At 47.2% G+C, this 22,894-nt stretch carries 16 protein-coding genes and 1 pseudogene; 7 read left to right on the forward strand and 10 right to left on the reverse strand.

Going from position 1 to position 22,894, the window contains the following annotated elements; translation table 11 throughout:
• Positions 1–66: 66 nt before the first annotated feature.
• Entirely contained in the window at positions 67–2,523 is a 2,457-nt protein-coding gene (locus JGK11_RS25330) for an ATP-dependent helicase (RefSeq protein ID WP_293193648.1), read from the reverse strand.
• Between the two features lie 282 nt (positions 2,524–2,805).
• On the opposite strand from JGK11_RS25330, the gene JGK11_RS25335 reads away from it, so the two are divergent.
• Positions 2,806–3,822 (forward strand): DUF4349 domain-containing protein, encoded by a 1,017-nt coding sequence (locus tag JGK11_RS25335; protein WP_293213310.1) that lies wholly within the window; start codon positions 2,806–2,808, stop codon positions 3,820–3,822.
• A gap of 473 nt (positions 3,823–4,295) precedes the next feature.
• Here the strand turns inward: JGK11_RS25335 and JGK11_RS25340 are convergent, their stop codons facing one another.
• Positions 4,296–5,390, reverse strand: a complete 1,095-nt coding sequence (locus JGK11_RS25340) for a RuBisCO accumulation factor 1 (RefSeq protein ID WP_293184732.1) — start codon at positions 5,388–5,390, stop codon at positions 4,296–4,298.
• A gap of 156 nt (positions 5,391–5,546) precedes the next feature.
• Here JGK11_RS25340 and JGK11_RS25345 point away from each other — a divergent pair, with 156 nt between their 5' ends.
• The 6 genes and pseudogenes from JGK11_RS25345 to JGK11_RS25370 all read left to right on the forward strand — a co-directional run bounded on the left by JGK11_RS25345 (position 5,547) and on the right by JGK11_RS25370 (position 11,678).
• Complete coding sequence (locus JGK11_RS25345; protein ID WP_293184734.1) at positions 5,547–6,491, forward strand: response regulator; 945 nt, start codon at positions 5,547–5,549, stop codon at positions 6,489–6,491.
• Positions 6,492–6,649: 158 nt separating this feature from the next.
• The gene (ubiE, locus tag JGK11_RS25350) at positions 6,650–7,351 is read left to right on the forward strand and encodes a bifunctional demethylmenaquinone methyltransferase/2-methoxy-6-polyprenyl-1,4-benzoquinol methylase UbiE (RefSeq protein ID WP_293184736.1); all 702 of its coding nucleotides are present in this window, start codon (positions 6,650–6,652) and stop codon (positions 7,349–7,351) included.
• Positions 7,352–7,513: 162 nt separating this feature from the next.
• Positions 7,514–8,746 carry a DUF445 family protein gene (locus JGK11_RS25355; protein ID WP_293184738.1) on the forward strand — a complete coding sequence of 411 codons (1,233 nt, stop codon included), beginning with the start codon at positions 7,514–7,516 and terminating at the stop codon, positions 8,744–8,746.
• Between the two features lie 164 nt (positions 8,747–8,910).
• Positions 8,911–9,219: a DUF3493 domain-containing protein gene (locus JGK11_RS25360; RefSeq protein WP_293184740.1), complete on the forward strand. Its 309-nt coding sequence runs from the start codon at positions 8,911–8,913 to the stop codon at positions 9,217–9,219.
• Between the two features lie 335 nt (positions 9,220–9,554).
• Positions 9,555–10,130, forward strand: coding sequence for an alpha/beta hydrolase (locus JGK11_RS25365; RefSeq protein ID WP_293184742.1), 576 nt, complete (start codon positions 9,555–9,557; stop codon positions 10,128–10,130).
• A gap of 753 nt (positions 10,131–10,883) precedes the next feature.
• Positions 10,884–11,678: pseudogene (locus JGK11_RS25370) on the forward strand (DegT/DnrJ/EryC1/StrS family aminotransferase).
• A gap of 218 nt (positions 11,679–11,896) precedes the next feature.
• On the opposite strand, the gene JGK11_RS25375 reads toward JGK11_RS25370, so the two are convergent.
• From JGK11_RS25375 to rppA, 8 genes are all read right to left on the reverse strand, one after another.
• Positions 11,897–12,121 carry a hypothetical protein gene (locus tag JGK11_RS25375; RefSeq protein ID WP_293184744.1) on the reverse strand — a complete coding sequence of 75 codons (225 nt, stop codon included), beginning with the start codon at positions 12,119–12,121 and terminating at the stop codon, positions 11,897–11,899.
• 241 nt (positions 12,122–12,362) lie between these two features.
• Positions 12,363–13,100: a low-complexity tail membrane protein gene (locus JGK11_RS25380; RefSeq protein WP_293193669.1), complete on the reverse strand. Its 738-nt coding sequence runs from the start codon at positions 13,098–13,100 to the stop codon at positions 12,363–12,365.
• Positions 13,101–13,653: 553 nt separating this feature from the next.
• Positions 13,654–16,809, reverse strand: coding sequence for a translation initiation factor IF-2 (infB, locus tag JGK11_RS25385; RefSeq protein ID WP_293184749.1), 3,156 nt, complete (start codon positions 16,807–16,809; stop codon positions 13,654–13,656).
• A gap of 383 nt (positions 16,810–17,192) precedes the next feature.
• A complete protein-coding gene (locus tag JGK11_RS25390) occupies positions 17,193–17,507 on the reverse strand; it encodes a YlxR family protein (RefSeq protein ID WP_293148638.1) in 315 nt (104 codons plus the stop codon).
• A gap of 103 nt (positions 17,508–17,610) precedes the next feature.
• Positions 17,611–18,900: a transcription termination factor NusA gene (gene nusA / locus JGK11_RS25395; RefSeq protein ID WP_293184751.1), complete on the reverse strand. Its 1,290-nt coding sequence runs from the start codon at positions 18,898–18,900 to the stop codon at positions 17,611–17,613.
• Positions 18,901–19,212: 312 nt separating this feature from the next.
• A complete protein-coding gene (gene rimP / locus JGK11_RS25400) occupies positions 19,213–19,677 on the reverse strand; it encodes a ribosome maturation factor RimP (RefSeq protein WP_293184754.1) in 465 nt (154 codons plus the stop codon).
• A 486-nt stretch (positions 19,678–20,163) separates the two neighbouring features.
• Complete coding sequence (gene rppB, locus JGK11_RS25405) at positions 20,164–21,582, reverse strand: two-component system sensor histidine kinase RppB (protein WP_293213312.1); 1,419 nt, start codon at positions 21,580–21,582, stop codon at positions 20,164–20,166.
• A gap of 399 nt (positions 21,583–21,981) precedes the next feature.
• The gene (rppA, locus tag JGK11_RS25410; protein WP_293184761.1) at positions 21,982–22,698 is read right to left on the reverse strand and encodes a two-component system response regulator RppA; all 717 of its coding nucleotides are present in this window, start codon (positions 22,696–22,698) and stop codon (positions 21,982–21,984) included.
• Positions 22,699–22,894 lie beyond the last annotated feature (196 nt).

The raw sequence follows: 22,894 nt of genomic DNA on the forward strand, positions 1-22,894 counted from the left end.
TGTTTTTTTGATCGAGCTTTTGTTCTCCAAGTTTGCGGAGTTCGCGGTTCGTTCCAAAAATCTATTTTACAACATCACATTTCCCGGAAATTGCTGTTTCAAAACAGGCATCACCGGACAAGGTTTTTGCTCTTGCAAATTCTCGGGTTTGTTCCAAGTAAAAGGCCCTTTCTTCGCCGCGGCCATCCACAGCAAACTTTTGGCCCGCGTCATTGCTACATATAGCAATCGAAACTCTTCTGCTGTTTTCAAATAACCTGCTTGTTCCCACGCTTCGCCCAGATTTGGTAAAGGATGTTTTTCGTGCAAACTGGCTCGAATTTGCGCTCTTGCTACCTCTGCTAAAGTGAAATCTCCTAAAAATCTAGTTTGTGGCAAAACTCGCAAACTTCCGGGGATTGTTTGGTCGTGCAAAAATGGTAAAAATACACAATCCCAATCTAATCCTTTAGCTTTGTGCATGGTAATAATTGTTAGTTGACCTTTGCTGGTGTAGCGTTCTTCTATTTTGTCATCTGCATCTACAGGCTCAAATCTTTCTGAACTAACAATTTCGCCCAGCACTCCCAAAATATTGCTCATTGAATTGTTACCGGCTGTTTGGATTGCTACCCGTTCTGCTAATTTGTCGGCGGTGGCTAATTCTGTTTGGTCGTATTGCAGGGCTAAGGCTAAGAATGAGATGATTTGGTAGGGCGGCAGTTCTAAACGTGCTTGCAGCAAACCGCAGCAAAAATAACGGCATTTGCGGACTGGATCTGACTGCTGGGGGTCTAGCGGGCCTGGGTAGAGGAATTGTTCGGGGCTGGTGGCAAAGGCATTGTAGTCTTGTTTGGGGATGAGTTGTCGATCGCTCAAAATCTTTAAGGCTGCTTTGAGGTAATCTGGTGAGTGCGGGCGATCGAGAAATTGCAGCAATGTTAATATTTCCCAAGGTACTTGAGAATGTCTGTCTCGTTCCCCGACATCCTCAATTTTAATCCCGTATTTGCGTAAATCGCAGCTCAATCCGTGTTTTTCCGGATTTTCTAGGACTTCTTTGATAAACTTGCCTTGTTTGTTTTCCCGCACTAAAACAGCCATTGATTTTAGATTTTCTACTGGCAATTTAGGGCGATTTTCTTCATCCCTCGATTCACTGCCCGATTGAATATTTTGCTCGTGACTTTCCCAGACAAAATCCGCAGGTAAAAATTCCTCTACTAACTCAATTACCCGCTTTCCAATTAACTCAACTGTCTGGTAAATATCGCGGGGAGTATGCAATTCTAAGCCTCGACCTATGGGGGCAGGATTGGCATTTTGCTGCGGGTCATCGCTGGGAACTGGCTTGATAGTTTGGGATCGAAAAGGCTGTTCGGTTCCCGCTAATTCTGAGCGGTTTACCCATTGCAACATAAAGTTAGCTGCATCAATAATGATCTGGCTACTGCGGCCTGCACCGTCCATTGTCGCCAACTTGTTTTCAACTTCGCATTCGTCACAGAATTGGTTAAAATAAATCGGATCGGCGGGAGTAAAGGTAGAATTAATTGCTTGATTTGGGTCGCCAACTCTGATAAAATTAGGAGGTGAATTAGGACGATCGGGATCTTGAGCTAATATTTTCAAAAGCTCAGTCTGTAAAGGTGTCGAGTCTTGCGCTTCATCCTCAAACACGGCAAATACTTGCTTTTGTTCCATCGCCCTGGCTCCCGGATTGTCCAACACCCGCAAAGCTGCTAAAATCATCTCGTCATAATCGATGAATTCCCGGCTTCTCAACAAAGCCTGATATTTTTGATATAAACCGCCGGCTACCGCTAAAATTTCATAACCATCGCCAGAATTAATATCGCCCATTTTTAATAACTCTTCGGGAGATAAACCCGAAGATTTCGCCTCGTGAATCACAGTTTTAGCTAACTGCGGCAAAATCTCTGTCCGCAAAACCGATTGTCGCCGCAATCTCTCCGTTTCTTCTCCATCAAATTGTTGTCCTTCCAACAAAACTTGATATCTGCGCGGATTTTCCGCGATCCAAAGTTCTACACAAGTGCGAATTAAGCGGTGACTTTGAGTTGGAGTGACTAACGTCGAATTTTCGAGATTTAAACCCGACAAATCGGGATGGCGCATCGCAATATTTAAAGCTAAACCGTGCAAAGTGTGTACGGCAAAACCGCCTTGGTATAAAGACAATTGTGCCAATCTTTCCCGAATTTTAGCTTTAATATTAGCAGCAGCCGATCGCGTAAACGTCACCACAATTAACTGACGGCGGTTGTTAAGTCGATTGCGGGCGATCGCAATTGCCGACGCAGCAGCCATTCCTGTAGACTTCCCGGCCCCTGGAACCGCCGAAACCGCAAGGGGGCCGCCCGCCCAATCCGCCATCTCGTGCTGGCCCGCACGCAAGCTGTCGCGAATTTTACCGCAAGCGGCAGCCAAAAGCGCGGCGGGATCTAACTCGGAGAAAGTGCTGTTCGGGCGATCGATCTCGGCAGTCGATCGACTAAAATCAGTATCAAATTCATCAGTCATAATTACATCCGCGTTTATCCGCGTTTATCTGCGGTTAAAAATCCCCAAAAATTCACCGAATAGCAAGGGTTTGAAGCCCCAGCATGAAGGCAGATTGTGATAAGAACGGAGTTTAAATCTCCGCTCTTATCACTTCGCTGTCAACTGTCAACTGTCAACTGTCAACTGTTTAACTCTACCGTTTCCATTTTGGTATCGGCTCAACAAACCCTATCTATGCGAGCTTAAATTAAAACCAGCATAAAATTCAATACCCAAGCCTTTTTATAGGAAAAATCCCCAATGAAAACTCACCTCAAAACCAATTTTCCACCACACCAGCCAAACCCAGCCAACAACAGCACAACTCGCTTTGCAGTTGTAGCATTCTTAACTTTATCCTCAGCCATTGCTTTACCAAGCTGTGCAACTTCCTCCCCCAGCGGCTCCACAAACGGCTTTGCTTCATCCCGCAGCGCCGAAAAGCAAATTGCCGCATCTGCTCCCCAATCCGAACCCGCACCTGTAAGCACACCCGGAGGCGCAGCGTCAAAAGTTGCTGCTGACACCGCAAAAAAACCAGCCGCAGAAACTCCAGCAACTGCTCCCCAACTGATTAAAAAAGCCGAACTCAGTGTAGTTGTCAAATCTATTGACAGCAGCACTAAATCTGTCACCGAGATTGTGAAAAAACAGCAAGGCGATATCTTGGCTTTCCAAAACCAAAAGCCGCCGGATTCTAGCGTGCGCCAAACCGCAACTATGCAGATTCGGGTACCTCAAGAAAAGTTAGAAACTACTTTAAATGCTTTAACAAAACTCGGAAGTGTCGAAAACCGAGGGCTGACGGCTGAGGATGTTAGCGATCAATTAGTTGACAGCGAGGCTAGGCTCCGCAACCTGCGAAAATCCGAGGAAGTTGTGTTAAAAATTATGGAGCGATCCGGCTCTGTTGGCGACGTACTCAAAGCTTCTCAGCAGTTGAGTACGATTCGGGAGTCGATCGAGCGCATCGACGCTCAGTTAAAAAGTTTGCGGAATCAAGTAGCCTATTCGACTATTAGTTTAACTCTAGAAGCAGCAGTCTCGGCCCAGCAAGAACCGGAACCTTCTCTCGGCTTGCGGGTGCAGGAAACTTGGGGACAAGCGACTCATTCTGTGGGCGAATTAACTTTAGGTTTGTTTGCTTTGGGCATTTGGCTGTTGGCTTACAGTCCTTATTTCGTAGTAATTGGGGCGGCGACTTATGGTATAATTCGATTTAAGAAACAGCATTCAGTTCCGAAAGTTCAAGAACCGAAACCGCCTGCTACAAATTAGTCATGGGGCATGGGGCATCGGGCATTGGGCATTGGGCATTGGGCATTGGTAGGGGCGGTGCCCCCGTGCCCGCCCTCTTACTCTTACTTGTCATTAGCTAGCGACGCACCAAGCACCGAAATATTGCGATCGCACTTGATATCATTCCCAGCACTTCTGAACGCAACAGGTACTTTTATGGGATTTAATCTTTAGGTACGTAGTTGCGCTTCAGCGCTCTTTGCGTATATCTATGAAAGAGCGCTAAAGCGCAACTACGTACCTTTTTGATTTAATGTAACAGTTGTGCAACTCCTGCCCAAATTCAGAATCGCAGATAATATAAGGTGCGTCGCGGTGAGATTGTCAATCTTTGTTTAGGAATTTTCGCTCGCGACACACCCTACCAATGACTGTCAACTGTCAACTGTCAACTGTCAACTGTCAACTGTCAACTGTCAACTGTCAACTGCCAACTGTCAACTGCCAACTGACTAATCGTCAATTTGCCATCCATCTTTGGTATAATCTTCATCCACAATCTTCTTCGGACGCATCACCAAAACAACTCGCCCCAAAATCGACAACTGCGGGGATGTTTCAAACCACTGCAATTCTAGATTCCCCCCGTTATCGGCGAGGAAATAACTCTCAGCATCCCACTGTCTTTGGGCGCGATCGGCAATAATCAAAACTTCTTCAACTTTACCTTGCAGCGGTACCGGCAGTCGATCGCTCATTTCCAAAACCGCCACCGGATCTTCCGCGTTCAAAATTACCTGCCATCCGGGAATCGCCACCCAAGCTCCAGCTCCGGAAAATTTTACCATGCGAAACGGCTCGATTTCCTCCGGCAAAGGCACTGCCAGCAAATCTGACGTAGAAAGTGGCAATTTGCCTACAACCGGGACAATCCGAGGCAGTTGTTCCTCGGTATCGAGCCTGTAAACTGGTAAACGAGGCGCTTCCCGTCTCGGAACTACAGTAAAATCCACCAACAATTGCTCGATTTGCGCCCTAGCAGTTTGGCTGCTAGCTAATTTTAAACCGCGAGCAATTAAGCGCGATCGCTCTTGCAAATCGCTTTTTTGTCTCGCCAACTGCCAACACTGGTAAGCTACAGCATCCCCAGGAGTGTCTGTGAACCCCTGCGGGAGACTCCCGAAGTGCGAAAACTCCTTCATCGCCTTAGCAACTTGGCGGGAATCATCAACATCCAAATTGTGGGCCAACATCAAAGCTGCCGCTCCGGCTCGCTCTGCTTGCGAGAGAATCCGAAACTCGTATAAAATATCACTACCTTTCCGCAGAAAGTGCGATCGAACTTCCTCCGAAGCACCAGCATTGACCATGCTGGTGTAAACTTGTGCTGCAACGCCGACCTGATTTTGTTGAATAGGCTCAAAACCAGTTTGTTCAAAAATCTGCTGAGAGTTGCAGCCCGCTTGCAACAGTGCCGTGCAGGCTTGTCCCCACTCTACCCAGGTGCCTTCCTTGCGGCGGAGCGATCGAATTAACTTTTCCACATCCACAGCATCAGTGGAGGGTGCAGGTTTAGAAGGGGAAGAATCTTGCGGTGTATCAGTCATAATTGAATCAAAAATCAGCGTTGAGTTATGTGTAATTGGATACTAGCAAGGCTCGTGTCGCGGGAGAGCGATAGATTTATGGTAAGGGAGTTATGAGACTATTGTTACAGAATAGTTGCTCGCCTAAATTTACAAAGGGGAGTTTATCGTATTGTTATGGATAATGCCATTCCAGAGCTCGATCAAATTAAACGCCAGCTCATGACACTACACCGACCAAAAAAACCCAAAATGCTGGTAGTAGACGATGAACCAGACAATCTGGATTTACTCTACCGCACTTTTCGACGAGATTTTAACGTGCTCAAAGCTGAGAGCGGGATTCGCGCCTTGGAAGTCCTCGCCATTGAGGGCGAGGTCGCCGTCATCATTTCCGACCAGCGGATGCCAGAAATGAAGGGAACGGAATTTCTCAGCAAAACCGTGCCGCAGTTTCCGAATACGGTCAGAATTATCTTGACTGGTTTTACGGATATTGAAGACTTGGTGGATGCGATTAACTCCGGACAGGTTTACAAGTATATCACCAAGCCTTGGGACCCGAACGAATTGAAAATGGTGGTGCAAAAGGCGGCCGAGACTTATGAAGTTCTCAAGCAGCGGACTGAGGAATTGCATCGCGCCCAAAATCAAATACAACTGTTAGCAACCATCATGCAAACCGCTGTGGATTATCCGAGTCTGGAAGCAACTTTAGACCCAATTGCTATTGCTGTGAGCGATAATTTTTTGGCTGATATTTGCATTTTGCAACTGGTCGAAGGCACTGCTTTAATGCCGGCTCAAGGCACTCACACCAGCGGTAAAACTGTGGAAAATTGGCTGGCAGATGACCCTCTGGTTCTAGAAGCGATTTCCTCTCAAGCTATTCAGGGTGCTGTGAATATTGCCAGCGACGCAGCCCTAGCGAGTCTGCCACACTACCAAAAATCGGGCATTCAAGCTCACTTGGCTGTTCCGGTGATTCACAAAGGTCGATCGATCGCCCTGATATCCCTTCAGTGGAAGCAACCTTGTTCCCTGCGCCCCGACGAACTCACAACAGTTCACCTCGCCGCTCAACAAGTTGCTTTGGTATTGACGAGTTTTCAGGGTGATTAATTAGTTGACAGTTGACAGTTGACAGTTGACAGTTGTTAGGAAAGCAGTGGTCAGTTGTTAGTAGTCAACAGTCAACAGTCATTCGTAACAAACAAATAACAAATAACTAATAACTAATCACAAATAACCAATAACTAATAACTAATAACTAATCACCAATGACTAATAACGCAGAAGAAATTAAAACTATATTTAATCGAATTGCACCAGTTTACAACCAATTGAACGACTGGTTAAGCTTGGGGCAGCACCGGATTTGGAAGCAAATGACGGTGCAATGGAGCTGTGCGGGCCCCGGAAATACTTGTTTAGACTTGTGCTGCGGCAGCGGCGATATAGCTTTGCTGCTGGCAAAACAAGCAGGGCCTACCGGTTCGGTATTTGGAGTAGATTTTTCTGCTGAACAATTGGCCGTTGCAGGTAAGCGCGATCGACCTTTTCTCACTCCTGCAAGTCCCATTACCTGGGTAGAAGCTGACGCCCTAGACTTGCCTTTTGCCGACAATTACTTCGACTGCGCCACCATGGGTTACGGCTTGCGTAACGTGACGGATATCCCCCGCAGTCTTCAGGAATTGCACCGCGTCCTCAAACCGGGCGCAAAGGCTGCTATTCTCGACCTCCACCGCCCCAGCAATTCCCTGATGCGGAGCTTTCAGCAGTTTTATCTAGATACTCTCGTGGTTCCCATTGCTCAGCAATTTGGCATGACTCAAGAATATGCCTACATTAATCCTAGTTTAGAAAAATTCCCGATCGGCGAGCAGCAAGTCGCGATCGCCCGCCAAGCCGGATTTGCCACCGCCACCCACTATCCCATTGCCGGAGCTATGATGGGAGTATTGGTGTTAGTCAGTTGACAGTTGACAGTTGACAGTTGACAGTTGCTATTAGTTATTTGTTACTTGTTACTTGTTACTTGTTGTTCCATTTTCCAATAACCGATAACCAATAACTAATAACTAATAACTAATAACTAATAACCAATGCCCCATGCCCAATTCCCAATTTCCCAATAATTGATGAATCCCTCTGAACTTTGGCTGTTGTTAGCCCCGCCTGTAGTGGGAGGAATTATTGGCTATTTCACTAACGATATAGCTATCAAAATGCTGTTCCGCCCCTATCGAGCTATTTACATCAAAGGGCGGCAGTTGCCTTTCACTCCCGGCTTGATTCCCCGCAACCAAGAGCGCTTGGCTAAGCGAATTTCCGACACAATCATGGGTTCGCTGCTGACGCCGCAGGAACTGCAAAACTTGGCGCGCCGCCTCCTTCAAACTGAGCGGATGCAGTCAGTAATTCTCTGGCTGTTGCAGTTGGCCCTGGATCAAGTAAAGGCAGACACAGAGCAAAAAACTGCTAAAATTCTTGCTAACATTCTCCGAGACTTGCTCGGGGAATCTGTGCCGCGAATTCTCAAAGTTTTGGCGCGCCGGGAAGATTTTTTAGAAGCTCAGCTAAATCAAATTTTTGACCAAGTTTTGCTGGAAATTCAGCTAACTGACTCTCAAGCTGGTCAGTTGTCTGATTGGCTGTTGCAGGTAGTAATACCGCCAGAAGTGCTGCGGCAGGCTTTGATTGACTTTTTGACCGATCGCAATATTTCGATCATCGACGAAGGATTTCGAGAAAAAACCAGCGGCACTTATTGGGTAGTAGCCAATTTGTTTGGTTTGCGTAACACTTTAACTCGGCTGCGGACTTTTTGTCTGGATGACAGACAAGTCACAAATCAGCGGCTAGCAGAGTTAACGGTTTCCTTGGGAATTCGCGGGCGACTTCAGGAATGGCTGCAAAATTTGTCGATGCAAAACTTACCGGTTTCGACGGTGAGACAATTGCGAAAAACTATGCGCGACAGTGTTCGCAGCTACGTTCAGGAGCGGGGTACAGAGGTACTTGACGGGTTGAGCAAATCTATTGACTGGGAAAATATTTCGCGGTTGATTCTCAATCGATTGCAAACTTCAGCGGTGATGAGCGCTTCCCTAGAAATTGTGAGCAAAGAACTGGCTTTGGTGTTAGATCGCTATCTAGAGCGGGATTTAGAAAATATTGTAGCTCAGGCTATCCCGATTTTGAATATCGACCAGGTAATTATCGATCGAGTAAAAGGCACTTCTCCCGAAGAGTTGGAGCTAGCAATTCAGGGAATTGTCAAAAGCGAGTTGCAGGGAATTGTCAATTTAGGAGGGATTTTGGGCGTTTTTGTCGGCTGTTTGCAGACAGTTGTGATGTTGATTCAGCGATGATTTATTCCGGAACTTGTGAGATATTTGTTGTACCCTACCTAATATTCATTGGACTGACACACCAGTCACAAAAATTTGGTTTTTGGGCAGTATTTTGCAGCATATAATTATACCTGCAACCGAGTTTTTTGTCAAGTATCCTAATTCACCTATTCTCTAAATTTATGGCAGCCCCAAATTCTGACGATCGCCCTTACATCCCAAAAAACCCGCGCAACCTCAGCCGCCAACAATACGAGCGTTTAACCGCAGAAATGGCCACTCCCTACCGGCCTCTGCGACAGTTTGTGTACGTAGCTTGTGGCGCTTCGGGCTTTATCGGCGGTGTAGTTTTCCTCGCGAAAATTGCCTCGGGCCGGGAAATTGGCTCTGCTTTACCCAATTTTGCCCTCCAAGTCGGAGTCGTGGCTCTGATGGTGTTCCTGTTTCGCCTGGAGCAACGCGCCGCAGCACGATCGCCCAAGTCGAAGTAACAAAGGTTTACAAATCTACACAAAAAGATATCTGAGGCAAGGAAAAGTTATAATTATAAAGAAAGTATTACGAAACCCTGGTTTGCGATCGATCCCTGTCATTATAGGTAGGTGGGTTCAATTGGGGTCAGCAAATTTAAAGATCCTAATCATAAACCGCTTCTAACTCGTTCAATTGGGGTCAGCTTTCATAAAGACCCTAAATATATTAAATAAATTTAAGCCCAGCGCCAGCCTTCACTGATAGAAGAGTTGGCGTTGGGTATTTTGCTAGGAGCGGGTGATTGCCAAATGTGTCAAAGTCTAATTAGACAAAAAAGTTGGAATATTTTACTATGAGCAAGTCATTTTGCAAAGGGCGGTGGACGTTATTTTTAGCCGCAGGTGTGGGAATCGTACTTTACAGCAGTGTGGCGGCGGCGGCCGAAAAGGTAGTCCTCAAATACAGTGCGATCCGAATGACTTTACCAGTCAGCGAATTAGAAATTTTTGCAGAAACTGGGAAAATGTCACCCGGGCTAGAAATGCTGCTGGGAAAGGCAAAAAAAGACCCGGAAGTGGTTCGCCGCAGTCTGATGAGACCGGTGAAAGTTAGTCAAAGCTTGTTGGATCGGACGCTCAACAGTAAAGTTGGGGAAATAATTCTCGATGAAGTGGGTCAGGTAATTCGCACTCCTTCTGGGAAAGCAAATCGAGAAGCTTTGCGCGAGGCCTTGGTGCTGTCGGCAACTAATGATAACGAGATTACGCTGCTGGAAGCGATGAAGAATTATCCTGCTCCAGAGGTTAATGTTGAGGGCGATCGCTTAGTTGAAGCTTACGGCAAACTTGTAGCTTTGTCTGAACAATTTGGTGGCGCTTCAGAACGGCTGCAAGACATTTTAAACAAGATTCGCCTGCCTAGATTGTAGGGGATTTTGTGAGCAGCGGTTGATTTGTGCGATCGCACAATTTTTCTAAAGCTACATAAATTACAGCGCAGTCACACTAGATTTGTGCAAAACTTGCCTGATTTTTAACCCGACTGTAAAACAATGTAACTGCTGGCAAACTCCCAACATGACGAGAATCAGTCATTCCCAATTCTCAAATCTCAAATTTAAAACTGTAGAACTTGACTCTCAAAGAAGTCTCGGAATCGATGTTCGATAGTTTACTAAAAAAATGAATATACTCTCCGTATAACTGTTTATTCGTTAAGGAATATTTCGCAAAAAAATGCAGGCAAGACCTTTTACCAGAAAGAATTGGTTGAAAGCCCCAAGCCTTTGAGGGAGAAATGAAAATCAGACTATTCATTACTCCAATCCTCGGACTTAAGGGTAGAGGTCGCTCTCAAACTGTCAACTGTCAACTGTCAACTGTCAAATAAATGGGTGGACATAGCAGATTATGTGGCTTAGGATAGAGCAATCATATCAAAGTTAGGGACTTGCAGAAAAACAGCCTGTCATTTAATCTCGTGCTATGACAGGTGTTATTAGGCAACGAATTCCCTAAAATTCTTGACTAAACAAGTTAAAGATACACAGGGTTAAGAAACAGGATTAATTGACAGCATCTCAAATCAAATAAAATCACAATTTTTAGGGTCATCGAAAATTTGAGGGTAGTAGAGTTTCACTCCATCAGCTCTATTTACTTAATTGAATAAAACTACCAACATGAATAACAATCCTATTCGTTCAAAAGACCGTTTCTTGGTTTTTGGCGCTCCGGCGATCGAAGATGCGGAAATTCAAGAAGTGGTCTCAACCATGAAAACAGGTTGGTTGGGTACAGGCCCGAAAGTCATGACTTTTCAAAATGGCTTCAAAGCTTACAAGGATTCCGAACACGCGATCGCAGTCAACTCTTGTACGGTGGCACTGCACTTGAGCATCCTCGCTGCTTCGGTAAAACCCGGGGATTAAGTCATTACTACTCCGATGACTTTTTGCGCTACAGTTAATGCGATCGTCCACCCCGGAGCAACACCGATACTGGCAGATGTAGATCCGGTGACAATGAATATTAACCCGGCTGAAGTCGAAGCTAAAATAACTTCGAGAATTAAAGCAATTTTACCGGTTCACTTCGCCGGTTGTCCCTGCGATATGGATGCGCTGTGTGAGATTGCTAGCCGTCACAATTTGAAGTTGATTGAAGACTGCGCTCACGCGATCGAAACAGAGTACAAGGGAAAGAAAGCAGGCACATTTGGTGACTTTGGATGCTTCAGCTTTTATGTCACCAAAAACATCACCACGGGTGAAGGAGGCATGATTCTCGCCCGCCGTCAAGAAGACGCTAACAGGCTGAAAATTTTAGCGCTGCACGGTATGAGCAAAGATGCTTGGAATCGCTTCGGCGACTCGGGTTACAAGCACTATCAAGTGGTGGAAATCGGTTTTAAATACAATATGATGGATCTGCAAGCTGCGATCGGCATTCATCAACTCAAACAAGTCGCCCCCTAATTGCAGCGCCGGAAGCAAATTTGGCAGCGTTACAACGAAGCATTTGCCGATTTCCCTTTACTCTGGTTCGCTTGAGATAAATCTTATGTAGGAGAAATACTCTCCCCTGCAATTTGAACTCCGAAGTTGAGAGTTAACTCCCATAGCATATTGGAGGGGATAGGGCGGAATTTGACGTTGAATTTCACAAACTATGACAATCTCTGGTTTTGCTACGCTCAGTAAGCCAAAGTTTCTAAAGTTTCCCGCAGATAGGATCGAACCTGCTGATCGATGGTGAAATTTTGCTGTTGACTCTCAAAATTGAGTTCTAGCTGCCAGCGTTGAAACCCTGAACTTGCCCCGATCGCGGATTTGAGGCTGCCCCAGATTTCAGAATCTTCGCACAGCTCGATCGGCTCTGCGGCTTGAGGTTCTTGTGCGATCGGTAGATAATTCGCCATATTGTTATACCTCTGTTTGAATTCCCTGTAAGGATTGAAAGCTTACCTTGACTCTCTCTATTATAGATTCTTTTCTCCAAATAGCCAATATAAAATAGCCACAACCTGCGATTAAATATTAAATATTAAGAGTATTAATAATCTTTATCTGAGCCGGAGCATTACCTATTTTTTTTACTGCATACATCTGTCGCAAATAAAGTAGCTTAAACTACAATTATGTCGATATTAATTTTTTATTTCACTTTTCGATCGACTGTTGGGTTAGGGATGTAGGGCCGTTGGTGTCCGCAGGTTCTGAGTTGACTGTACTGCTGGATGACGCATTCTTGATGCCTTCTGCTGGTGGCATTGACTCTGCGGGTGCAGCCGGAGTGACAGTTGTCTCGCCCGCAAAAGCTGGCAAAAGTCGATCGACTTGCCAAGGTGCGATCGTAAAATCCTGCCTAATGTTTTCTAATACATGAGGCTTTGTCGCTGCAAATTCTGATTCCGGCGTCAGCAAAACAGCCATCACACTAGCAGACACCTGCAAAAACAAATTGCTAGCTAAAAAAGCAGCAACTGCCAACAACAACCCAGCCCACCGCCAGGAAGGAGGAAAGGGAGCCACCCCAGCAGCAAGGGGAGCAAATCGATATAGCTGCCACAAAATTACTGCCAGCAAAACAGCGATAAAAAGAGCAATTCCTTGATTTAATTTAGTTTTAAACCGAGTCAGCATCTGCTGCTGCACAGAAGTTAAATTCTGCGGTTTCACGGCCACGACTAAAATACTAAAAATGTAAAAAGGGCGGAACCACTGCATCCACAGCACAGGAACAATACCTGCTACAGCCACTAAAAACACTTCTAACCAGACAGAGAGCGTGGGAGAACCCACTGCGAGTCCCAGCAAGCACAGTCCCAGGAAAAGCGGCAATGCAGCCACCCCAGAAAGGTGAATCCACAAGAAAGGATCTGACCAAAAAGAACGCACTTTAATTAATTATTAGTTATGAATGATAGCCTTTCTAAAATAGATGAGGTATGTCTGGTAATTGGTAATTAGTAATTGGTAATTGGTAATTGGCACGGCACCAGCTTTTGAACCGCAAGCTTTTCGGTGATTACCGATTACTGATTACCGAAAACCCCAAGCGTACCTCATTTTTCGATCGAACTGCTATATGAGTTTTGACTTTTGAATTTTGAGATTCTTGGACGCACTCTTGACTCTAAAACCCGGTGCGAGGAGTAAATATTTAGCGATCAAACCGAGGACTTACGAGCAGAAATCGGGTTTCTTTCGGTAATTCTTATTTGAGCGAGCAAATTTTGAATTTTCAGCAAGGGTAAAGACGATTAGGAATTTCATTCTGCCAACTGCCAACGGCCAACTGCCAACTGCCAACTGCCAACTGTCAACTGTCAACTGTCAACTGTCCGATGAGTTTGGGAGTATTGAGTGAAGAGAATAGTTGGGAGCGATCGGCAATGCAAGTTGCCTTCACTCAAAAATTCTCTTCCAACTCAACACTCACAACTCAAAACTATTGAGATAGCGTGCGGCGCTTAGTAACCATCCGGTAGGCTTCAATAATATCGCCTTCCGCCCAGTCGCTAAACCCGCTCAAGGAAATACCGCATTCATAGCCAGTATTGACTTCCTTGGCATCTTCCTTCATCCGTTTGAGGGAGTCAAGGACACCTTCGTAAACGACATTGTTGCCCCGGCGCACCCGCACCTTACAGTTGCGGATGACCTTGCCTTCGAGTACGTAGCATCCAGCCACAGCCCCCCGACCGATCGCGAAGACAGCGCGCACTTCCACCTTACCCAGAGGTTCTTCCACCAGTTCGGGTTCCAGCAGTCCTTCCATCGCCCCTTGAATATCATCCAAGAGTTTGTAGATGATGCTGTATTCCCGCACGTCTACGCCCGCTTGGTCGGCTGCTTGGCGAGCGCCGGTGGCGAGAGTAGTATTGAACCCGATAATCACAGCATTACTAGCGGAGGCCAGGTCAATATCCGTTTCTGTGATTTCCCCAGGAGCAGATAGCAGCAATCGGAGTTGAACTTCTTTTTGAGGAAGTTGGGTCAGAGAACCGACAATGGCTTCCAGGGAGCCTTGGACATCTGCCTTCAAGATCAAGTTGAGTTCCTTAAGAACGCCTTCCTTAGCTTGTTGAGAGAAGCCACTGAGGCTGATCCGACCACCTTGAAGTAGACGCGAATCTCTTTGGGATGTAGCTCTTCCGCTGGCGATCGCCGCTGCTTCTTTTTCGTTAGCGAAGACATCAAACTCATCTCCAGCTTGCGGTACTTCCCGCAGCCCCAGCACTTCCACAGCGAAGGATGGACTTGCTTGGTCTACGCGATCGCCGCGATCGTCGATCATCGCCCGCACCTTGCCCAGAGCAGAGCCTGCGACCACAATATCGCCCACTCGCAGCGTGCCATTTTGCACCAGCAGAGTTGCCACTGGCCCCCTTGCCTTGTCGAGGTGAGCTTCAATTACAGTACCCTTAGCCGCTCGGTTCGGGTTAGCGTTGAGGTCTTCCATTTCCGCGACTGTCAGAATCATTTCCAACAGCGTATCGAGGTTTTCCCCTCGGATAGCGCTGACTGGAACCATCGTCACATCGCCGCCCCAGTCATCTGCGACCAAGCCGTACTCAGTAAGCTCTTGCTTCACCCGTTCCGGCTGAGCGCCCTCCTTGTCAACTTTATTGATAGCCACGACAATTGGCACTTTCGCCGCTTTCGCGTGGCTGATAGCTTCAATTGTCTGGGGTCGCACGCCGTCGTCCGCCGCCACCACCAAGATGGCAATGTCTGTCACCCGCGTACCGCGAGCCCGCATAGCTGTAAAGGCTTCGTGACCGGGCGTATCCAAAAATACCACCTGCTGGCTCTTGCCTTCGTGTACCACATCCACGTGGTAAGCACCGATGTGCTGGGTAATACCCCCAGCTTCTCCCTGAGCGACCTTGGTTTTGCGGATCGAGTCTAGCAAAGTAGTTTTGCCGTGATCCACGTGGCCCATAATCGTTACCACTGGCGGACGGCGCTGGAGGTATTCCAAATCTGCCTCATCGATCATCTCGATGATTTTGGTAGCTGGCTCTTCTATTTCTGGGGTTTCTACCTCTACGCCCATTTCTTCGGCTACCATTCTCACCGCTGGAATGTCCAGGGTTTCGGTAATGTTGACCGCAATACCTTTAGAGAACAGCCTCTTAATAATTTCGGTTTCGGGAACAGCCAAGGTAACTGCTAGTTCTTGAACGGTCATCGGTCTGCTCAGCAGCAGCTTTTCTGGACGTTCTACCTTAGCTTCGGCTGTTTTGCCCCGGTTGCCGCGTCCCCCGGAAGAACCAGAAGAGCTTTTATCGTGAGAAGGGCCCGGTCTCTTATTTTTGCCGCTGCTACCGGGTGCGCCCGGAGTTGGTGTTGACTTGGGTGCTGCTTGTGTCTTCGCCTTAGCTGGGCGGGCTAGAGACAGGCTGACGGTGACTGGTGCTGGCATATCCAAGCCATTTTCTAAGTCATCGTCATCCTCGTCTATGGGTTTGAGGCGACGATTTTTGGCCTTGGCTGCTTTGGCAGCTTTGGCAGCATCTGAGTTTTCGTCATCATCTTCTTCCCAAATGACCTGTGTCTTTTTGGCTGGCTTTGGCAGAGTCGGCTTGGGAAGGAGAAGAGTATCCAGCAACAACGACGTATCGTCTCCGTCATCGTCTGCGTCTTCTCCGGTGGCAGAAATGTCACCGCCCCGGCTACGCAACCCAGCGGCTGACGTTGCGGGGGCAAGGCTCCGGCGCGGGCCGCCCTGCTGCGGTCGATCGGCAAGTGCTGTTTTCACTGGCCCACCAGCACCTGGGCGAGGTCTTTGAGCGTCGCTACCGGATGGTGCAGGTCTGCTGGGGCGGCTCGGTTTCGCCGGCGCTTCCAGAGTTTCTCCCTGTTCTGATTGGTCTTGATCGGTTCTGGCCAGTTTCAGTACCGGCTTGTTTCCCAGAGTTTGTGGGTTGCGGCCAGCCTGCTCGGACGCCGCTCTGACTGGTGGCGACGTGAGTTTTGCCCCTGCTGGCGGCGCTGGAGGGGCGACCGGCGGGCGGGGGGTGCGTTCTGGAGCCTTTTCTGACGGCGGTTGAGGTGTCGCAGGTGCTTGAGCCTGGGAGCTTGTTTCCGGGGCGATCGCACCTACAGTTTCCGAGCTTGTTTCTGAAGCTGCCGCCGCTCCAGCGACATTTGGCTTCGAGAGTACAGGTCGATTGATATTTGGTTTAGCTGGAGGCTGGAGTTGTTGAGAGGCTGGCGATTTGGGAGGAGTGGCCACGGTGGCCCCAGGCTGGTTTTTTTGCTCCTCGTTGCCTGCGGGCTGGGACGAAGCACCAGCCGGCCGTACTTTTGGACTGCGTATTTCTAAAATTTGCTGCTTTTTTTGTTGGTCGTTAGGATGAGGGCCAGATTCTCTAGATGGCGCTGCTGCTCTTTCGGGGGGAGCTGGCTTGCCGGGGGTAGAGTGGCTGGCTACGTATTTTTCCGCCGTTTTGCGAATGCGCTCTGCTTCAGATTCTGTAATTGTGCTGCTGTGGCTCTTTACTGAAATATTGAGCCGCTCGCAAACTGCCAAGATGTCTTTATTATCCAAATTTAGTTCCCGTGATAATTCGTAAATTCTTACTTTGCCGTTGTTCATCCACTCTGCCCTCTTTTGTGCCAACCAGTTTTTACATTTTGATTTTTTGTTCTAATGACGACATCATTCGCTGTGATTGATTCAGTGTCAAGAATCGGGGTTTTGGTACTCGCTCAGCAATTTTATCTAAAAGATGCAATTCGCTGAAGTCTGCGGTTGGAGAATTCTCAAGTTTTTTTTGGGAAAGCGAGAACTGTCAAGTCTGAATTTTGGCAACTGCCACAAATCAATCTTTAAAGTTTGTCTTTCCACCTTGAGGATACCTCTGCTAGTACCCTACCCTTATCTAATCTGACACAAATCTTTCCAGACTGGTGGGCAGATCGGATCGGGGTTTTAGAGCTGGCGCTACCGGTAATTACTGGTAGGGCTGCCAAGAGGGTTTATACAGTCGAGGCCGAACTATTGTCGGTTTGGTGCCCGATCGATTCCGAGTCAGATGTACAGTCAGATGTGGCTAAACGCTGCCAAAGTGTTTGGTACAGTTCGTCAGACACAGGCGCTTTGAGCGATCGCCCAAGTCGATTTTTTTTCTGAGCTGCTTTGAGGCATTGGCTCGCCGGACAAAGGTAAGCGGAACGACCGAGGCCGCGATCTAATTGTACCTGATGAGAAGGATAGAGCCTGACTACTCGCCAAAAAGCTTCCTTAGGAGCTATTTTTCGACAACTTGTGCAACACCGGTAGTTCGGTTTCATTTCTAGTGATTCCGGGAGAGTTGAGAGAGTGGGAGAGGGGGGAATAGGGGAATTGTCCTCCTTGTCTCCCGTGCCAGAAACATAAAAGTGAATGTCACAGTGTTTAGACTGTGGCTGCGGTTTCGTCCGTGGCTGGCTCCTCTTGCTCAAATTCTGCCGTTTCCTCGTCGCCGTCGTAGCCGGATCCTTCCTCTTCGTCGTAGTCGTCGCCTGCTAGTTCTTCGAGCCTGCTTGCTTCTGCTGCCAGTTTGCTGTCTTCGGCGTCGCGATCGTACTTAGCAATATCTTTGATATCGATTTTCCAACCGGTCAGGCGGGCTGCGAGGCGGACGTTCTGACCTTCTTTACCAATGGCAAGACTCAGTTGGTCTTCCGCGACCAAAATGTGAGCGCGCCTCCCTTCTGGGGCAACCAAACGCACTTCATCTACTCTAGCTGGACTCAGAGCGTTAGCAATATAGGTTGCAGGATCTGGAGACCAGCGGATCACGTCTATTTTTTCGCCGCGCAATTCGTTGACTACTACCTGAATTCGCGATCCCCGCGCTCCGATGCAGGCTCCTACGGGGTCTACATCGCGATCGAGAGTATCTACTGCTATTTTAGTCCGAGGGCCGACGTGCCGGGAGGGCGGATTTGCCTCCCTAGCTACGGCGACAATCCTCACCACCCCATCTTCTATTTCTGGTACTTCGTTAGCAAACAGGTAAACCACCAAACCGGCGTCTGCTCTAGAAACAAGTAACTGCGGCCCTCTAGTAGAACCTTCGCCTACTTTTTTGAGATAAACCTTGAATGTAGCGTTCGCACGGTAATTGTCGTTAGGCAACTGTTCGCGTTTGGGGAGTTCGGCATCTACTTCCGGCTGACCGAAGCTGCTGGTAACTGCCAAAATTACCGACTGCCTCTCAAACCTGAGCACTCTTGCTTGAAGAACAGTTTCTTCTAAATCTTTAAACTCTTCTTGAATCATTTTGCGCTGTTGGTCGCGCAGTTTTTGAGCCAGGACTTGTTTGGTCTGGATGGCTGCCATGCGACCAAATTCTTTTTGATCGGGTGTTACATCTACGAGTACGATGCTCCCAGGCTGAGCTTCTGTGGCTACTTCTTGTACTTCAGAAAGTGCTATTTCGTGATCGGGATTGACGACTTCTTCGACAATAGTTTTGTTAGCTAAAACGCGAAAACCTTCTTGTTCTGCGTCTAATTCTACATCAAAATTGTCGAAGTATTCTTCGCTGAAGTGGTCGAGTTTTTGGGTGCGGCGGTAGCGTTCGTATCCTTTAAGCAGGGCTTCTCGCAATGCTGCTTGGACGGCGTGTTTGGGTAAATTTCGCTCTTTGCTAATACCTTCGATCATTTCTTTGAGTCCGCGCAGGGGAACCATTGACATATAAAACACTCCTTTTTTTGATGTGACAATACGTAACTTGCGATCGGAAATAGATGATTGGTAATTGACAGTCGGTAATTGTTGAAAAAAGTGATAACTGATGATTGATGAGTTACAAAGATAGCATTAGGGTATCTGGGTGCTGCAACAATTTATTGGTTGTTCTACTTCAACCCTGCGGCTAAAGATGTGATTCTTAAAAATTAACTCGCAGCGAAGCATTTTTAGCTTCCTGCGAGGCAATCTCAAAACTCAAATCGGGCAGACACGGGGGTACGGCCCCTACAACTCAAAATTCAAAATTCCCCTTTTTTACTCCTTACCTTCGTCTAGTTCAACTTTGACAATCTGAGGGCGGGGAATTTTAACCTGTCGCCCTTTTAGATTGAGATAAACCGTTGTTTCATCCCTGCCCACAAGTAGTCCTTTCCACTCTTTGATTCGCGAGTCGGGTTCGGTGGCTGTGAGTGTGACGGGGAAACCTTTAAAAGTAATGAATTCTCGATCGCTGCTGAGCAATCGGGATATTCCGGGACTGGAAATCTCTAGCACGTAGGCGTCGGGGATGATGTCGGATGCCTCTAACTCGACTTCCAGGGCTGTACTCATCCGCTCGCAGTCGGCTAAACCGGTGTCTTGCTGGACGTTACGGATGTCTACCCGCAAGACGGGAGGATTTTGGTTGGTGTGAAACACTGCTCCCACTACTTCCAATCCCAGTGTTTCTGCAACGGGGGTAGCTAAGTCAATGATTTGTGGGATTAGGGGATGAGTCATATCGAATACTTAAACTAAAACTCCTGAACTCGGATACGGGCAAGGAAAAATCAGGTGTTGAAATTGCTTTGCTTTGAGCTGGTTTTGACCGCAAGATTTGAGGGTGCAAGCCCTCTTATTTGCCTAGTGAAGAAAAAGATGTCAGATTTTTCAAGCCCGAGGATGAGCTTGTGGGGTTGAAATTCTGCCTTATACATCAGAGCCTTCTACCTATGCCTGCCGGCAGGCTAACGCGCTCAGGATGACGCTGTTGCGTCACTGTCACCCTAGTCTTGAACTTGCAAGTATGATGCTCTAAGCCTTTTGTCTGCGACTAATGCAACAAAAAAAGTGGGCTTGACCCACTCCAAGGTAAAACAATTTCTTCCAAGAAGTTTGAGGGCGAGCTCTGATCGAAGTTCTCCTCAGTTCTCAGTTTAGCTCGATCGCCCGCCCGTTGACACTCGATGGGGCTAAAGTGGCTAAGATTCTGTAGAGACTTCGTTTCTATTTAAGCGGCAGACGGATTGTAAATGTACTGCCTTTGCCCAACTCGCTCTCAACTTGAATGCTGCCTTGATGAGCCACTACGATCGCACTCGCAATCGATAGCCCTAATCCTGCCCCTCCTGTGGCTCTAGAGCGATCGCTCTGGACTCGATAGAAACGATCGAAAATTCGCGTTTGTTCGGCTGGAGCGATACCAACACCCGTATCTTGAACTTGAATTAGGGCTTCCTTGTCAGTGCGATCGAGGATGGCAAAGATTAGTCCTCCTGGGGGAGTGTAGTGAATGGCGTTGGTAATTAAGTTCGTTACCATACGGTAAAGTTGGACTTCATCCCCAAGAATCATAGTGGCTTGTGAGGCACGAATTTCTAACTTCAAATGTACATCAGCTATCATTGCCAAACCTGCAAGTTCCTCTACTAAATCGCCGATCAGATCGTTGAGAGAGCAAGGCTGCAATTGAGTCGAAATCTGTTGTTGTTCAATGCGACAAATGAACAGTAAATCTTTGACTAACCTGGAGAGACGGATGTTTTGTCGTTCGATAATATCCAGGTTTTGATTAACCTCTGGTAAGTCTTCAGCAAGACGAGTATCCTCAACTGTACTCTGGATCACAGCGAGAGGCGTTCGCAATTCATGAGCAGCATCGGAGGTGAATTGTTGCATCTGGCGATAGGACTGATAAATTGGTTGCATCGCTACTCCCGCTAACCACCAACTCGCTCCTCCCACTAACAGCATCGCAAAAGGTAAGCCTAAAAACAGGAACAGTCGCAAAGTGTTAAGATAAGCATCCCATTCTTTGAGCGATCGCCCAATTTGCAGATAACCCCAAGGCAAACCGCTGTTGGTTCTCAGTAATAGAGAAATTTGATAAAAGCGATCGCCCTTAGAACAATTCAGAACCTGCCAAAACTCCTTTGGCGCAAAACGTTTTAATACATTTGGCTGCTCTCCACTCGTCGCCAAAACACGTCCAGATTCGTTTAAAAAGCGGAGATAATAGCCCTCCTGCTGAAACACTCTAGCAGTATGTCGCGCGCCGTCATTGCTTGAAAAATAACAGTTTTCATTCGATAAACACAAACCGGGCAAAATAGTTTTCAAGCTGGATGAAATCTGTCCCGGTTGTTGTAATTCAGGTTCGATACTGTCATGCAGCGTTCCGGCTAAGTCCTGTAGTTTTTGCTGGAGGATATATCGCTGGGTGTGAAACAAAACCTGATATGCTGCAACACCGCAGATACCTAACAACAGACCTATCACGATCGCATACCAACCTGCGAGTTGCCAGCGCGTGCGGTTAAATAGCTTGTTCGAGTGCATATTATAGCAGTTGACAGTTGACAGTTGACAGTTGACAGTTGACAGTTGACAGTTGACAGTTGACAGTTGACAGTTGATGGGAATCAAACCTTGTTAGAGTTGATGCCTCCATCATTCACAACTCAATATCTGGCTTTTTTCAATTCAGAAAAACTGAAAAATATCTTGGCTGAGATGGTATTTTCAGTGCAAAACCTCTGAGCGAAAGGTTGTTAGCAATCACCATTGTTATGGTGTTCTACTGATGTTTTTATGCTGATTGTTATATAATTCGGGTTTCCGAATAGCTGTTAAGTAAGTCCACCTAATTAAACATAAGATCTCGATGGCTAGAAAACTTGCTCTATAAGCATTCTTCCTTCTTCCTTCTTCCTTCTTCCTTCTTCCTTCTACTTAACTACCAATAGTGAACGGAAATATTGCCTCCCAGAGGTGAGGGGTGACGCCCTCGGTGAATTCGCCAACAGTTTCTTTCAACCGCTAGCGTCATAACTTGTTCAAGCGATAACCGAATCCATGAACCGTTTCAATCATCCCATCACAGCCATAATCTGCCAGCTTGCGACGCAACAGACGAATTCTGGCAGCAACTACATTGCTCATCGGGTCAGCATCCACGTCCCACAAACGATTCAAAAGTCGATCGCGCGTGAGGATTTGATTCGGGTGCTGCATGAAATATTCCAGTAACCGAAACTCATTAGCCGTCAGAGGAATCACCGTTTGTTGTTCCCCATCATCGGTAGTGGAGATGGTTGATTTAGTATAATTAAGCCGCAATCGCCCCGCCTCAAGTTGGTCAGAATTAAAATGGGGCGACTGTTCCGGCGACAAACTCCGTCCCCGTCGCTGGAGTGCCCGCAACCGGGCTAACAACTCCGCTTTAACGAACGGTTTCATCAGATAGTCATCAGCCCCAGCATCTAGCCCAGCCACCATATCCTCCGTGCGATCTTTTGCCGTCAACATCAAAACTGGTAAAGGATTATTCTGCCGGCGCAAACGTTGGCACAGTTCGACGCCAGAAATTCCCGGTAGCAACCAGTCAAAAATGGCGATCGTGTACTCTGTCCATTGGTCTTCCAGATAGTTCCAAGCAGTTGTGCCATCCTGCACCCAATCCACCAGGTACTTTTCGCGGCTCAAGGTGCGTTGTACGATCGCACCTAAATCGGGTTCGTCTTCCGCCAGCAGAATTCTCATTTTATCGCTATCTCGTCCAATACTTTTTTACTAACAAACATATACGAATTCTCGAAATTTATCCAACATTTTGGATCGGAATGTTTTTACCGCAGAGGGCGCAGAGGACACAGAGAGAATAGGGAGATGAATACAGGACGATGCTACCGGATTTGATATCATATTGTTTCCGGTTGCATCGGTATTGTTTAAATAG

This window comes from Microcoleus sp. PH2017_34_RAT_O_A (assembly GCF_020737885.1).
Classification (GTDB): Bacteria; Cyanobacteriota; Cyanobacteriia; order Cyanobacteriales; family Microcoleaceae; genus Microcoleus.